This window comes from Streptomyces sp. D2-8 (assembly GCF_023184515.1).
GTDB lineage: Bacteria > Actinomycetota > Actinomycetes > Streptomycetales > Streptomycetaceae > Streptomyces.
Genome location: NZ_JAAHBP010000037.1, coordinates 20,984 through 35,822 on the forward strand (window position 1 = coordinate 20,984; position 14,839 = coordinate 35,822).

Here is a 14,839-nt window from a genome sequence, read left to right on the forward strand (position 1 = left end):
TCCTGGTCAGCGGTCCGCACCTTCCGCGAGGTCCGCCAGGGTCGTGCGGTGCGCCCACACCTTCTCGATGACGTCGGCGTAGCCCTGGAGCAGGGGGCCGGCGTCCGGCGCCAGGTGGCGCTGCTGGATGGTGAAGCTGCGATCGACCACGTCCTGGGTGACGGGCCACGAGCCGCGCTCCTGCCGGCAGACCGACCGCAGTGCGGGCTGCTCGGGAAGCGGCATCATCTGGTACCGGGTGGCCGGAAGGCCCTCCGCGCGCAGGGCCCGGATCAGCAGGTTCCTGGCGGTCGCGGTATCCGTGCCGGGGAAGATCCCGTCGAGGTCGGGCACGAAGCGCAGGATGTGCCAGGCGTGCTCGTAGCCGTCCGGCTCCGAGGGGCACAGCAGGCCGTCGAGGCCCTTCAGCCGGTCCAGGAAGGCCGCGATGTTGGCCCGCCGGGCCTCGTGGTACTCGGCGAACCGCTCCAGCTGGCTGGAGGTGTAGGCGGCCTGGACGTTGTTCAGCTTGGCGTTGAAGCCGAGCCGGTGGCTCACGTAGCGGCGCGGCCGGTCGGGCCGGATGGTCTCGCCGAACTGGCGTAGCTGCACGACGCGGTTGGCCACCGCGTCGTCGTCGGTGACGACGAGGCCGCCCTCTCCGCAGGTGGGGAGGTTCTTGGTCATCTGCAGGCTGAACGTCGCCGTGTTGCCGGACGCGCCGACCGGGGTGCCCCTGTAGCGGGCGCCCTGGGCCTGCGCGGCGTCCTCGATCACGACGAGGCCGTGCCGACGGGCGACGGTGCCGATGGCGTCCGTGTCGGCGCTGAGGCCGTGCAGATGGACCGGCACGACGGCCTTCGTCCGCTCGGTGATCAGCCCGGCCAGTCCGTCCGCGGTCATGTTGAAGGTGTCCGGGTCGACGTCCGCGTATACCGGTGTCGCCCCGACGTGGACGACGGCCATCGCCGTCGCGACGAAGGTCAGGGCGGGGACCACGACCTCGTCGCCGGGGCCCACGCCGTGGGCGAGCAGGGCCAGTTCGATGGCGGTGGTGCCGTTGCTGACTCCGACGCAGCGCCGTACGCCCAGGTACTCGGCCCAGGACCGCTCCAGCCGCTCGATTGCGGTCGGTTCGTTCGGCCGGTCGGAGACGAAGACGTTCGAGTCCAGGACCGAGAGCACCGCTGCGCGGTCCGCGTCGGTGGTCACCGGCCAGCCGGTCGGGGCGAGTTCGCGCAGGACGGGATCGCCGCCGGTGAGCGCGAGCTTCGCCACGGTCACGTCGTTCATCGGGCGTCCGCCCCTTCCTTCGCCAGGGCGAGCCGCCATTCGACGGCCAGCTGTTCGTAGGCGTGCAGCAGTTCCTCGCCGCGACGCCGGATCAGTGCGGATATGCCGGGGACGTTCGGCGCGTGCGCGCTCAGCAGCCGTACGTTCGACCAGGCCGAGACCACCCGGTCCGCCGAGACGGCGACCGCGGCTGCCCGGGTGTCGCCTGAGGTGAGCGCGTACTCCTGGGCGAACCGCCCGTGCAGAAACGCCTGGGCCTGCATCGCCCAGCCGAAGGTGTACGCGGGCCGCAGCGCCGCCGGTTCGGCGGCCTGCTCGCACAGCAGGTCGACGAACCGGCGCAGGCCGGCCCGGCCCGTCCAGGCCCGGTCCGAGGGCCCGGACATGCCGTCGTCCCAGCGGCCGAGGTTGCCCCGCAACGCCCGGAGTACGTGCCCGGCGGTGAGCTCCTCCGGCCGCTGCCGCACCGCGGTCGTCAGGACCCGGCCGCCGATCTCCCGGCTGGAGAAGAAGACGTCCTGGGTGTCGGAGGGATTGCCGGAGGTCCAGCCGGCCACCAGGTGCTCAGCGGACAGCCAGCCCTGGAAGGCCGGGGGCTGCGCGTCGGAGACGTAGAACTCGACGTCGCCGTCGGGGGTGCGCCGCCAGGCCGGCACCACGACGAGGTGGGCCGCGTGCACGTCCTGGTAGGCGGGGCGGAACGGCAGGTAGTAGTTGTCGACCGCCACGATGACGCGGGAGTGCTCCTCGACGAGGGCGATCAGGTCGTCCGCGGTCGATCCGGTCGTCCAGGCGGACTCCACGTCGTGGTACGGGCACAGGTCGCCCGCCACGCCCCGGTCGCTCTGCACGGGCCGGTAGAACTCCTCGCACATGACGTCGCCGGGTGCGTAGGCGAACTCGCACGCCTGGCCGAGGACGTCGACCGGCCGCAGCCCGTGCTCGAGCAGGATGCTGCCCAGCGTGGTCTGCAGGCAGCTCAGCGGGTCCTCGTACCACTGGGGATAGGTACCGGCGGCGGCGCTCCAGCGCGGCAGGCGCGCCGTCGTCGTGCCGGCGGTGCTGGCGATGGTCACGGCTGGTCCCCCTCGGTGGGCCGGAGCTCCTCGGAGCCGGTGCTTGCGGACCGGCCGACGAGCGTCATCGCGAAGAGATGGACGGCCGGGTTCTCGGGCAGCGACAGGGCGGTGAGCGGCTGCCGCGAGGTGATCGGGACACGCTGGGACCACAGCGTGATCCCGATGCGTTCCTGCACGTGGTACGGGTAGTGGATGACGTCGGTGCGCAGGGCGAGTTCCTCGCCGTGGTCCGACCGGCCCTCCCACAGGTCGGAGAGGGCGAGCTGGTCGCGGTCCACGGAGCCGTCGGCGAAGTGCCAGGTGATTACGTCCCGCACCCGCCGTTCGCCGCAGCCGATGACGTAGAGCCAGTCCCAGCGCCGCTCCGGGACCTCGATCCGCTGGCCCGCGCAGACCAGGTTGTCGGGGCCGTCGCCGTCGAGCCGGGCGCTGCGCAGCGGGACGCCGTCGACGACGAGTTCCAGCGGTCCGGGCTGGGCCGGGATCGAGTTGCGCCAGACGTTGAGCCGCCCTTCGCCGAGGTTGTCCGGTGTGGTGGCGGCCTGGTTGTTGAGGAACGGTTCGAGCGCGAGCATCGTGTGAACAGTCAACGGAGATCCTTACGTACCAGCGCCCTGCGCTGGAGCCTCGGTTCGATCACGGTGAAACCGCAGGATTCGAAGGTGCTGACTCGCCCATGGAAGCTGGAGCGGTCGATTCCGGCCACTGGGTCGCGGTCGTCCTCGGGGTAGGCCTCGATCGCGTCCGCCTTCTCGTCACGGGCCCACCGGACCGCCCTGTCGATGAGTGCCTTCGCCATTCCGCGGCCCCGGTGCTCGCGCGCCACGTACAGGCACACGACCGACCAGATCCGTTCCGGGTCGTCGCCCGGGAGCGGCTTCGCCGCACGGGATCCCCGCAGCCGCGGGAAACCCTGGCGGGGCCCGACGCCGATCCAGCCGGCCGGGACGCCGTCGACGGAGCCGAGAATGCCGACCCGCTCGCCGGCCTCGACCAGGTCACGGAGCCTGTCCTTACGTTCCGCCGGGTCGCAGGCCGCGCGTTCCTTCGCCGTCATACGGAAGTACGTGCACCAGCAGTTCTCCACCGGGCCCTTCGGCTCGAAGAGCTCGCTGATCGCGGGCCAGTCCTCGGGCCCCACCACGCTGACGTCGAATGTACTCATCGGTTTCCGCCTTCCAGGCTTGTCGCCGCCGGTCTGGAAGCACCTCTCTACTTCCAGGTCACCTCCAGAGGCAGGCTCACCACGCCGTTGAGGAAGTTGGAGATCAGGTGCCGGGGTTCGCCGTCGAGCCGCACGGACCGCACGGACCGCCGCCATAGGTCGAGGAACTCCTTGATGCCGAGGGTGGCGACGTGCTGGCCGATGCACCGGTGCACACCGAGTCCGAAGGCCAGGTGCTGGTTCGGCGAGCGGTCCGGGACGAACCGGTACGGGTCGGTGAACACGTCCTCGTCGCGGTTGGCGGAGGCGATCCAGGCGGAGACCAGGGACCCGGCCGGCACGGCGGTGCCGCTGATCGTGGTGTCGGCGGTGGCGCGGCGCAGCACGTGGTTGACCGGGCTCGCCCAGCGCAGCGCCTCGTCGATGAACCGCTGGCCGGTCTCCTCCTGGCGGCTGAACCACGACCACAGGTCGTCGTCGCCGGCCAGGAGCAGCAGCGTCTGGTTGATGGTCTGCGGGATGGTCGGATTGGCGCCCATGAGGAACGCGTACGCGTTCAGCAGCGGGACGTTCCGCTCCTTGTCCTCGACAGCGTGGGCGGTGGCCGGGCAGCGGCCGCTCACCGTGTCGGCGGACGGCTCGGACTCCAGGCCCTCCCCGAGCACCGTCATGATCGTGGTGTGGGCCTCGAAAAGCTGGAAACGGCGCTGATACTCCGACACGTCCGGGTCGTCGCCGCCCATCGCCTGGACCGTCGCCCGGCCGGTGACGGTCCACTCCTCCTGCGGGATGCCCATGAGCTCGCCGGTGATGGTCATCGGCAGGGTGAGCATGGCCTCGCAGAAGTCGAACGTCTCCCGGCCGCGGACGGCGTCGAACAGCTCGCTGATCCGGGCCCGGATGCCCTCCTGGAGGCGCAGGGTCGCCTGCCGCGTCATCAGCGGGGTGAAGTTGCGCTTGATCTCGGAATGCAGCGGCGGATCCGTGAGGTGGATCGCCGCGCCCGCGGCGACGTCGCCTTCGCCGCGTACGGTCAGCATCGTGCTGTACGCGGAGGAGAACGTCTGGTGGTCGTTGAGGACCTCACGGACGTCCGCGTGGCGCAGCGCCGAGTAGAACTCCTGGCCGTCGGGGGTCCGCTGACGGTGGAGCCCGTCACGTCCGCGCAGCTCCCGCCACACGGGGTGCATGTCCCGTGAGCCGTACTGGGCCTCCTCGTAGAGGTCCGGGGAGGTCAGGTCCGAGGAGGTCACGTCCGGGGCTTCGGGACGCTGGGGGGTGAGTCGCATGAGAAGACTGCCTTTACGGGGGGAAGTCGATACTCGGAGATCACGCGTGGGGTCCGACCGGGCGGAGGCGCTGCGCCCCCGCGGCCGATGGTGCCGCCGGCCGGGCCAGCCGGCGGCCCGGGTCAGCCGTCGGTCTCCCCTCCCTCGCGGTCGAGCTCGCGGTGAAGCTCGCGGTCGGGCTGTCGGTCGAGCTCGTGGTCGAGCGATCCGATGCTCTCCGCGCACCGCATGTAGAAGCGCGAGGCGACCGACCACTCGGTGATGCCCTGGGCGCCCAGCACCTGCATGGCGCTGCGGACCACGCGGACCAGCGCGTCCTGCTCGACCAGTTCGAAGCGCCTGACGACTCCCTCGTCCACGTCCCCGTCCGTGACGCTTTCCGCGACCTCGTGGAGCCGTGCGCCGAGCGCGGTCAGCTCCGCGTAGGAACGGATCAGCGGGAACATCAGCGCGTCGGCGTCGACAAGCTTCTTGCCGAACTGCTCCCGGGTGGAGGCGTACTCCCAGGCGGTACGGAACATCCCGATGCCGAGTCCCAGCACGTAGGCTGCGTGCCGCAGCCTGCACGCGTGCGCGGGGCACCGGTCGTGCGCTCCGTCGACGTCACCGGTCCCGGTCCGCGGGTCGGCGAGCCGGCAGGGCCCGTAGGCGTTCTCGTAGCCGAGGTAGCCCAGGGACAGGCTGATGGCGCAGCCGACCGTGAGGCCGAGGCCGAGCCCGCCCTCCTCCGCGGGGCGCTCCACCTGGTCGAAGCCCAAGTCGGCCAGGGTCTTCTCCAGCGCGCCGCGCCGCGTCGGCGAGGGGGCGAACAGGGGCTCGGCCTTGACGCCCGTGCCGGCCGCTTCGAGGACCTCCAGGATGGTGTCGACGAGCTCCCCGCCGAAGCGGTGCAGGATCTCCAGGCAGCGCCGGGGGGCTTCTTCCCGGAGGTCCGTGCCGATGGTGGAGAGCATCATCTCCGATGTGCCGGCGGACAGGGTCAGTCCGGGCGACTCGGTCAGCCCCGAGAACAGCTCCTCGTAGGCGAGTCCGTCGATGCCGGACGCCCTCGACGCCTGCGACGCCTTGCCGAGCGTGCTCCAGCGGCGCAGCACCTCGTGGCCGACCTGCTGGCAGGTCTCGCTCGTGTAGAGCTTGGCCACGGCGGTGTCGGTCGCCTTGACGTCGGTACGGAGGAACACCTCGGCCGCCGCGCGGGCCAGCGTGGTGGCGCACTCGACCTGTCCTTCGAGCCGCCGGAGGTCCGCGGTCGTGCCGGTCGCGCCGCGCAGTGCCGCCAGCCAGCGGGCCGCCCGGACGACATGGTCGATGCCGGTGCGTTCGATGGCCAGGGCCCCGTCGAGCAGGGCCCAACCACGGCCCTCCTCGCCGACCCGGCGCCAGCTCTCGACCTTGACGTCCTTGAGGCGGACCCGGCACATCTTCTCGCGCTGGAGCGTGTCGACGAGCTCGACGCTCACGCCCTCGGCGGCCAGGTCGATCACGAAGAGGGTGATGCCGTCGTACTTGTGCCCGTCCTGTCCGGTGCGCGCGGCCACCAGCGCCGAACCGGCGATGTCGCTGTAGATGCTGAACACCTTGACGCCGTTGAGTACATAGCGGTCGCCGCGCCGCTCCGCCCGGGTGCGAAGCGCGGCCAGGTCGCTGCCGGCGCGGGGTTCGCTGTAGAGGACGGTGGCGAACTCCTCGCCGCGGCTGATGCGCGGCAGCAGCTCACGCTTCAGCCGGTCCGAACCGGACTTCAGGACGAAGTTGCCCACGATCTGCACGGTCAGCGCGTACACCAGGTCCGGCAGGCCACTGGCGGCGAAGCCCTCGAAGAGCTCGATGGCGACGCGCGTCGGCGTTCCCGAGCCGCCGAACTCGGCCGGCCAGTCCGGGGTGAGCAGACCGCGCGTGCCGAGCTCCCGGTACGCCTCGGCGATGGCGTCCGGATCCATCCGCCGGGATCTGACCACCAGGTCACGCCAGTGGGGCGTCTCGGTGAGCGCCGCCAGCGCGGCGTGCAGACCGGCTGCGTCGGCCGCGCCCTCCGCCTGCTCCTGCGGGACCACGGCGGGCGCCGCCGGGGGGTCGTCCCTGACGGCCCGTTCGATCGCGGCGACATTCGCCTCCGTCCCGAACAGGCCGTAGTGGTCGCCGGGAAGGTCCTGGAGGTGTACGTGGCCCGATGTCACCGTCGTCCAGTCGGACTTGAGGGATTCGACGGCGCGTACGGACACGATGTCGAGGTCGCCCGGGGTGGGCTTCCACGCGGCGATGAGCCGCCGGTTGCGTGCGAAGATCGCGAAACGCTCGCCGAAGGTCTCCGGGTCCATGCCGAGCACCGCGGCGGCCTCGGCCTCCGTCTCCACCTCGCTCCCGGCCTCGCCGGCGCGTCCGCTCAGCCGCAGCGCGTCGTGCACGAAGCTCCGCAGCACCTCGGCGTGCGTCACGTCCCGGTGGTGCGCCTCCGGCCAGGTCGAGTCGACGAGCACCACCTTCGGCCGCACTCCCTGCTCCGCGAGCAGGCAGGCGATCTCCCAGGCGAGCGCACCGCCGAACGACCAGCCGCAGACCACGTCGATCCGCGGGCCGTCGTCGGCGAAGACCGCGACGTAACTCCGCGCGAGCTCCTGGACCGACTCGACGGACCCGTCCTCGGCGAGCGTCTTCGGCGAGGCCTCCAGTCCGAGGCACCGGTGGTCGCCGAGCCTGCGGACGAGCGGCTGGTAGGCCAGCAGGCTGCCACCCACCGGATGAGCGAACAGGAGCGTCGTGCCGTCCGTCGTCGGCCTGCTCAGTTCGATGAGATTCGTCGTATCCGTCCGCGCCGACCTCGTACGGAGATAGGCGTTCAGACGGTGCCCTTCACGTTGCATCACGCGTTCCCTGCCGTCCGATCCGTATCCAGCTCTGTTCACTCGGCCAGGAGTCGGGCGACGTCCTCGTCTGTCATCTGCTCGATGGCCTTCTCCAGTTCCTCCGGGGACAGGGCGGCGAGCCGGGCGCGTTCGACCTCCAGGGCCATGCTCTGCACGCTGGAGTCCGCGAAGAACGCGGCCAGCGAGATCTCGGTCGCGAAGATCTTCTTGATCTTGGACACCAGCTGGGCGGCCTGCAGGCTCGTCCCGCCCAGGTCGAAGAAGCTGACGTTCTTCGCGAAGTCGCCGCGCCCGAGGATCGGCTCGAAGGCCTTGGTCATCATCTGGCGTTCGAGATCGGTGAGGGTCTCCGTCCGCTCGGCCTCGGCCGTGTCGCCGGCGCTGGGCAGGGCCCGCTCGTCGATCTTGCCGCTCGCGTTGATCGGCAGCTCGTCGAGCACCACGAAGACGCTCGGCACCATCGTGGACACCAGGTGCCTGCGGCAGTGGTCCCGCAGCGCCGTCTCGGACACGTCGGAGGCGCCGCCGGTCGCACAGTAGGCGACCACCCGCTTCCGGTCCTGGTCCTGCTCGACCCGTACGAACACGTTGCGGATGCCGCGGGCGCCGCGCAGGGCGCTCTCGATCTCGCCGATCTCGATCCGCACGCCGTTGATCTTCACCTGCTTGTCGGCTCGGCCGACGTAGACCAGGCGGCCGTCGCCGGTGTGCCGGGCGAGGTCACCGGTCAGGTAAAGGCGCGCCCCGGGGTCGTCGGCGAACGGGTCCGGGATGAAGCGCCGCTCGTTGTCCTCGTCGCGCTGCCAGTAGCCGGAGGTCAGTCCGACGCCGCCGATGGCCAGCTGGCCGATGACACCCTGCGGCACCGGCACGTGCCGGTCGTCCAGCACGTACGCGACATGGTTGTCCATCGGGCGGCCGATGGGCAGGGCTCCCGCCGGCAACGGCTCCGTCAGCTCCTCGACGATGCTGGTGACGGTGCACTCGGTGACGCCGTACCCGTTGAAGAGGCGACGGCCCGCGCCCCAGGCCCGTACGAGCTCGTGGGAGAAGGCCTCGCCGCCCACGAAGACGATCCGCAGGTCGGTCAGCGGCGCCGGGTCGAGCAGCTTCATGACCGACGGCGGCAGGTCGGTCACCGTGATGCGGTGCTCCTCCAGGAACCGCTGGACGCCCGCCATGTCGAGACGCGTCGGCCCCGGTACGACATGGAGCGAGGCGCCGGTCAGCAGCGCGCCGAACATCTCGAAGACGGAGACGTCGAAGCCACAGGACGCATAGCCGAGGAAACGATCCTGCGGAGTGAGGTCGAACAGCGTCTGGACGTTGCGGACGAAGCCCAGGATGCTGTCGTGGCCGATGAGCACGCCCTTCGGCGTACCGGTGCTGCCCGAGGTGTACATCAGGTAAGCGGTCGCGCTGCCGCCCGGAGCCGGCTCGAACGCGTCGGCCGCCTCCGGCAGGTCCGCCGGCAGCCGGAACTCCAGCCCGGGCGCGACCCCGGCCGTCGTGTCGTCGCAGACCACCCGCTGCACCGCGGCGTTCCGGATGATCGTCTCGATGCGGCCCGGCGGGTTCATCGCGTCGACCGGCACATACACGGCGCCCAGCGCCATCAGTGCCAGCACGGCGGCGGGGAAGTCGGACGACGGCGCGAGCGCCACGCCCACACGGTCGCCGGCACCGACGCCGTTCGCCGCCAGGTGGGCGCGGATCGCCGCCACGCGCCGCCGCAGCTCGTCGTACGTGAGCACCGCGTCCGGGGCGTTCACGGCCACGTTCTGCCCGTACTCGTCTGCGATCCGCGAAAAATACGCGAAGACGTTGCCCGTGGGCGTCGGCGCCTCGACGCCCTTGCCCCAGCGCGCCTGCGCGGCCCGGGACTCCTCGTCGTGCGCCCACGACTCACGGATGCTCGCGTCCGGCATGGCGATCGCCCTGCGCAGGATACCCACGAACATCCGCTGCATCGTCGCGATGGTCGCCGCGTCGAAGATGTCGGTGTTGTACGCGGTGTGGATCTCCAGGTCCGCGCCCTTCTTGGTGACCGTCCAGGATTGGAAGAACTTCGCCTGGGTGGTCTCCCACTCCCGCTCGACCGCGGTGATCCCGTCGAGCCGCAGCGGCTCGGCCCACTCGTTCATCGTCAGCGTGTACTGGAACAGCGTCGAGCGCGAGGACTCACGCTTCACGCCGACGCTCGCGATGATCTCCTCGAGCGGCAGCTGCCCATGCGACTGGCCCTCGCGGAACCGGCGCTGGACGCCCGCGAGGCATTCCCGGAACGTCGTATCGGGATCGACGTCGCAGCGCAGCGGCAGCATGTTGATGAAGAAGCCAAGGGTGCGCTCGCACTCGACCTCGCCGCGGTTGGCGGTGGGCATACCGAAGATGACTTCCTCGGAGCCCGAGTAGCGGCGGAAGAGCGCGGCCATCGCCGTGGCATAGACCGTGATCGGCGTGGTCGACAGGGCCGAGGCGAGCTCGTTGGCCTGCGCCGCGAGACCCGGCCAGGTGCTCACCTCCGCGGCGCCCGCGTACGTCACCTCGGGCGGCAGCGGACGGTCGCCCGGAACATCCATCACATCGGTGTCGCGGAGGGTCTCGGACCAGTAGTCCACGCTCTCCTGCCACGCACCGGTGGTCATCCGCTTGCGCTGCCACTCGCTGAAGTCGGCGAACTGGACGGCGGGTTCTTCGACCTTGGGTGTGGCACCCGCACACCGCGCGTTGTACTCCTCCTCGAGTTCCTCGAAGAAGATCGACGTCGACACTCCGTCGAAAATGATGTGGTGGACGACGAAACCGAAGTAATGGAGGTCGTCGCGAACCCTGACGAGGGAGGCCCGCCAGAGCGGGAACTCGGTCAGCGTGAACCCGGTGTCGGCGAGTTCCGACATGATCCGGTCGGCCTCGTCCTCGGATTCCACGGTCGTGTTCTCGATCGTGATCTGGGGGTCCTCGACGATTCCCTGGAAGTACTCGTCGTTCTCCACGAGAACATGCGTCCGCAGCGCCTCATGACGCCTGACGATGCTCGTGAACGCGTCGGTCAGGGCCCGGACGTCGAGATCGCCTTCGAGTCGGAAGATGAAGGGGACGTTGTACGTCGACGTGCCGGCCTGCAGCCGGTCGACGAACCACAGGGTGTTCTGTGAGTAGGAGAGCGCGACGTTGTTCCGGTCCTGACGAGGACGAGGGCCTTCGGTGACCCTGGCCCGGGCGCGCGCCAGCATGCCCGCAAGCGACTGCTTCTTGTCCATAGCGGCACGATCGTGCGCCGTACTCACACGAATCCCCCCTCGGGGTCGATTGGGCGAAACACAGCATTAGTTCTGCGGCGTCCGGGCAGCGCAGAAGCACCCTCCCTCGACGCGGAGCACGTCCGTCGGCGCCTCGGGCGGCAGATACCGGCGCTGCATCAGGGCGGAAGCAGCATGACAGCGGCGCAGCAGGGAACTGGCGCGGTGCACCGCGCTGCAGAACCCGAGAGCGCCGCAGTCGTGGGTGAGCAGATACATCAGGAAGTCGACACGGTCCTGCTCGGAACGGCCGGACGCGTGCTCCAGGCCGTCCTCGCACGTCGCATGGGCCCACAGGGTGCTCAGTGCCTCGGACACTTCGCTCGCCGGGTCGTCAGGGGCTCGGGTACGACGCCGCAGGCTGGCGTAGACGATGTCCATGCGCGGCTCAGCCGCCCCAGGTGCCGGTCCTCGGACGCAGGGTGTCAGCCGCCAGGACCGCGGGCTCGGCGGAGGGCTCCGCGGCCATCGCGGCGGAGGGGAGCAGCGTGCCGACCCCCAGCGCGAGGGCGACGACGGCCTGGGCTATGCGGTTGTGGATCACGACGATGGGCCCTTTCGGAATCTCGAGCGTGGCTTCCAGTTCCGGTCTCACATCTCTGACATGACGCGCCGTCCGGTGGTCAGTCGGGCTGCTTCCGGCGGGCGAGGAATAGCTTCGCCACTGCCGCCCGCCCCCGGAAGCCTTTCCGGGAGTCCTGAACAGGGCTTATCCGGATCAGGACAAGGGCCGGACCGCTCTTGCCGAAATAGCCGGATTAACCCTGGTTCGAACCGTGCGGGCATATCTGCGCATCATCAATCGACTGGTCGCGTGTAAGTTCCTGACCTGGGAAAACGCGCCACGAACCTTGTTCGTAGGGCCAGTTGGCTGAGATCATGACGCCCGACATCGGGCGGAGAGCAGCGTTACCGAAGGGGGACTTCAGGACCATGTTGGAAGCACTCGGATTGAGCACCGAGGCCGCCGACGTCTATCAGGCCATGCTCGATCACCCAGGTCACGGTGTCGACCGGCTCGCGGAGGTGTGCGGACTGACGCCGTTACGCGTCCACGACTGTCTCAACGAGCTCGCGGAGTTGATGCTGGTCCGTGCCTCCAGCGAGCACCCGGGCCAGATGCGTGCCGTCGATCCCGATGTCGGCCTGGCGGAGATCGTGGCCCGCCAGGAGGCCGAGATCGCCGCCCGGCAGGCCCAGCTGGCCGCCTCGCGCGCGGTGGTCACCCGCATGCTCGCCGACCGGGTCCAGCACCGCTCCACCCACGGCGAGCGCCTGCTCGGCATGGACGCCATCTACAACCGGCTGGAACGCCTGTGCCGGGCCGCCCACACCGAGATCATCGGCGTCCAGCCGGGCATCCAGAGCCCCGAGGACCTGGAAGCCGGCCGCGAGCACGATCTCGCCGCCCTGGCCCGCGGCGTCTCCATGCGCAGCCTCTTTCAGGAGCTGGCCCGCCGCCACGCCCACATCACCGACTACGGGCATGTGCTGCTGAGCCACGGCGGCGAGGTCCGTACGGCGCCCACCGTCCCGCAGCGCATGGTCGTCGTCGACCGCACCCACGCCCTGGTGCCGATCGACCCGGCCGACAACCGCAAGGGCGCGCTGCACGTCACCGAACCGGGCATCGTCTCCGCCCTGCTCGAACTCTTCGAGCAGGCCTGGAACACCGCGGTCCCGCTCGGCACGACCCGGCCCGGCGACCCGGAGGACGGCCTCACCGACCACGAGCGCGAACTGCTGCGTCTGCTCGGCACCGGCCTCACCGACGAGGCGGCCGGACAGCGCCTCGGCCTCACCGACCGCACCATCCGGCGCCAGGTCGCCTCGATCATGGAGCGGCTCGGCGCCTCCAGCCGCTTCGAGGCTGGCATCAAGGCGGCACAACGCGGCTGGCTCTGACCCGGCTCCGAGCCCGTCGGCGGGCCGCACCCGCGCCTCTCGTGCCTGCCGCTCCGGCGGCCGTCCCTGACCACGACGGCCGCCAGCGGCGGGCCGTACCGCACGGACCGCCGACGAGTGGTCTACCTCACACCCGTCGCCATGACTGTACGGGAAACGCAAGATGGTCGGCATCGTGATCACGATGCCGACCATCTATGACGTGATACGGACGTTCGTTCTGTGTGCCGTGGCCGACGTGCTGGGAAATGGCACCGCAACGCATCGATCCCAGCGCCGGGTTCTTTCAGATGGGCATGGACTCGGTGCTTGCCGCCCGGGGCCGCGTACTGCTGGAGGCAGGGCTCGGGCGCAAGCTGCCCGCACCCGTGATGTTCGAGCACCCGTCGGTCGAGGAGCTCCCGCCCATCTTGTGGGCCTCACCGAGCTGTACCTGGACCGGCAACCTGCCGCGCCCGGTCCCCAGCAGGCTCTACCGGAGGCCGAGGTACCCACGGCCCCACCCGAGGAGCCTGCGCACGCCCAGGTGGAAGAGACGACCGACGACCTCACCGAGGAGGAACTCCTCGCTCTGCTGGCCGAAGAAGTCCGAATGAGATCCGCAGGCTGCGCGCCGAACTCGACGCGGTGCAGAACGCCGGGACGGAGCCCATCGCCGTCGTCGGTATGGCCTGCCGCATGCCGGGCGGTGCCGACAGCCCTGAGGCGTTCTGGGAGTTTCTGGATCGCTGCAGAGCCTCGCACGCTCGGCCGAGGCATCCACCTGCCCCTCGTCGACCCCGCCCCGAATCCGGCCGGCTCACCGAAGTGCTGCTCCCAGCGCACCGTCACCGTCCCCCCGGAAGCCGGGCCAACCTCTGGCAGCCCTTCCAGTACGGCTCTGAAGCCTGCAACGGGTCTGCTTCCGGCTCAAGTTGAGGGTGACGTTGAGGGCCTTGTTTCCCGACGACCGCAAGATCGATAACCTGGCCGACCTCCTCGTCATGGAAGAGGGCCCCGGCATTCTCGCCTGGCTCATCGACGGCGCCCGCCGCTACCTCGGCGGCGACCGCGACCTCACCGGCCCCGAACGCGTCCGCATCGCCACGACCGCCTACGCCGAGACCGAGGACCACACCGGCCGCTTCTACGAAGAGTGCTGCCGCCTCGGTCCCGAACTGCGGGCCGAGCAGACGGCGCTCTACGCCGCCTACACCGCCTGGTGCCAGAATGAAGGCGCGCAGATCATCTCCTCCCGCGCGTTCGCCTCCCGCACCAGGGAACTGGTGGGACTGGCCTCGCCCAAGGAGATGAAAGTGTCCAACCAGCGCAAGTACTACCCGGGCATCGGACTGCTCACCGACGAGGAGAGGGACGCCGGCGCATGAGTTCCCTGATCAGCGCGGAAGAGATCAGCCACGAAGCCGAACTCGTGTGGCTGGAGGATATCGACGCCCTCGACTATGTGCGCCAGAGCCTGGACCGGCTGCCCACCCGCAAGGGCAAGCCCCCCTACCACCGCGACGGCCGCATGGTCGGCTTCGCCATCCTCGGCCCCGACGCCAAGCCCTCACGCGCCTCGGGCACCTTCCGCCGCCGTGTCTTCTGGCTGTTGCCCCACGACCGCGACACCGAGCCCGAGGGCCTGTACGCCAAGAGCGCCCCCGCCGAAGCCGTCGACCCCCGCACCCTCGAGCCACGCGTCAAGGGCTACAAGACCGAGCGCTCCGAAGGCGGCCCGCCGTCCCGCGCCATGCAGGAACTCGGCATACATCTCCCGCTGTGAGCTCCACCCGCGCCATGACGGCTGCCAACCGGCTGCCGGTGGCCGGGCTCTCGCCGGCGGGGACGGTGCGCTAGTACTGCAACGGTGCTTGCCGTGACTGCTGGCCAGCTCAGTCGTTGGTGTGGTTATGGGTGGGGACCTTGCCGATGTCAGGCTGTGGGCCGGTGAACTGGGCGCTCTGCATGAGCGGTTCGTGCA

13 protein-coding genes and 1 pseudogene are annotated in these 14,839 nt (G+C 70.1%); 5 read left to right on the forward strand and 9 right to left on the reverse strand.

All coding sequences use genetic code 11. The annotated features are described in order from the left end of the window. Nucleotides 1–6: 6 nt before the first annotated feature. From G3I77_RS39210 to G3I77_RS39250, 9 genes are all read right to left on the reverse strand, one after another. Complete coding sequence (locus G3I77_RS39210) at nucleotides 7–1,272, reverse strand: DegT/DnrJ/EryC1/StrS aminotransferase family protein (RefSeq protein ID WP_248511940.1); 1,266 nt, start codon at nucleotides 1,270–1,272, stop codon at nucleotides 7–9. Next, complete coding sequence (locus G3I77_RS39215; RefSeq protein WP_248511941.1) at nucleotides 1,269–2,348, reverse strand: BtrH N-terminal domain-containing protein; 1,080 nt, start codon at nucleotides 2,346–2,348, stop codon at nucleotides 1,269–1,271. The genes G3I77_RS39210 and G3I77_RS39215 overlap by 4 nt, the downstream gene beginning before the upstream one ends. Then, entirely contained in the window at nucleotides 2,345–2,941 is a 597-nt protein-coding gene (locus G3I77_RS39220; protein WP_248511943.1) for a hypothetical protein, read from the reverse strand. Before G3I77_RS39220 ends, G3I77_RS39215 begins: the two co-directional genes overlap by 4 nt. Then, nucleotides 2,938–3,516, reverse strand: a complete 579-nt coding sequence (locus G3I77_RS39225) for a GNAT family N-acetyltransferase (RefSeq protein ID WP_248511945.1) — start codon at nucleotides 3,514–3,516, stop codon at nucleotides 2,938–2,940. The genes G3I77_RS39220 and G3I77_RS39225 overlap by 4 nt, the downstream gene beginning before the upstream one ends. 47 nt (nucleotides 3,517–3,563) lie before the next feature. Next, a complete protein-coding gene (locus tag G3I77_RS39230; RefSeq protein WP_248511951.1) occupies nucleotides 3,564–4,805 on the reverse strand; it encodes a cytochrome P450 in 1,242 nt (413 codons plus the stop codon). A 122-nt stretch (nucleotides 4,806–4,927) separates the two neighbouring features. Beyond that, complete coding sequence (locus tag G3I77_RS39235) at nucleotides 4,928–7,666, reverse strand: acyl-CoA dehydrogenase family protein (protein ID WP_248511953.1); 2,739 nt, start codon at nucleotides 7,664–7,666, stop codon at nucleotides 4,928–4,930. Nucleotides 7,667–7,704: 38 nt separating this feature from the next. Next, nucleotides 7,705–10,932, reverse strand: a complete 3,228-nt coding sequence (locus tag G3I77_RS39240) for an amino acid adenylation domain-containing protein (RefSeq protein ID WP_248511955.1) — start codon at nucleotides 10,930–10,932, stop codon at nucleotides 7,705–7,707. A 66-nt stretch (nucleotides 10,933–10,998) separates the two neighbouring features. Beyond that, nucleotides 10,999–11,352, reverse strand: a complete 354-nt coding sequence (locus G3I77_RS39245) for a hypothetical protein (protein ID WP_248511957.1) — start codon at nucleotides 11,350–11,352, stop codon at nucleotides 10,999–11,001. Nucleotides 11,353–11,359: 7 nt separating this feature from the next. After that, nucleotides 11,360–11,515 (reverse strand): hypothetical protein, encoded by a 156-nt coding sequence (locus tag G3I77_RS39250; RefSeq protein WP_248511958.1) that lies wholly within the window; start codon nucleotides 11,513–11,515, stop codon nucleotides 11,360–11,362. Nucleotides 11,516–11,904: 389 nt separating this feature from the next. Between G3I77_RS39250 and G3I77_RS39255 the strand changes: the two genes are divergently transcribed. The 5 genes and pseudogenes from G3I77_RS39255 to G3I77_RS39265 all read left to right on the forward strand — a co-directional run bounded on the left by G3I77_RS39255 (nucleotide 11,905) and on the right by G3I77_RS39265 (nucleotide 14,641). Beyond that, nucleotides 11,905–12,876, forward strand: coding sequence for a helix-turn-helix domain-containing protein (locus G3I77_RS39255; protein ID WP_248511960.1), 972 nt, complete (start codon nucleotides 11,905–11,907; stop codon nucleotides 12,874–12,876). A 248-nt stretch (nucleotides 12,877–13,124) separates the two neighbouring features. Then, entirely contained in the window at nucleotides 13,125–13,472 is a 348-nt protein-coding gene (locus G3I77_RS41370; protein WP_374388550.1) for an acyl carrier protein, read from the forward strand. 31 nt (nucleotides 13,473–13,503) lie between these two features. Next, nucleotides 13,504–13,794: a beta-ketoacyl synthase N-terminal-like domain-containing protein gene (locus G3I77_RS41375; RefSeq protein WP_374388553.1), complete on the forward strand. Its 291-nt coding sequence runs from the start codon at nucleotides 13,504–13,506 to the stop codon at nucleotides 13,792–13,794. Nucleotides 13,795–13,817: 23 nt separating this feature from the next. Beyond that, nucleotides 13,818–14,243: pseudogene (locus G3I77_RS39260) on the forward strand (primase-like DNA-binding domain-containing protein); the annotation flags it as partial. Continuing rightward, complete coding sequence (locus G3I77_RS39265) at nucleotides 14,240–14,641, forward strand: DUF6009 family protein (protein ID WP_248511962.1); 402 nt, start codon at nucleotides 14,240–14,242, stop codon at nucleotides 14,639–14,641. The pseudogene G3I77_RS39260 and the gene G3I77_RS39265, both read left to right, overlap by 4 nt. The last annotated feature ends 198 nt before the right edge of the window (nucleotides 14,642–14,839 follow it).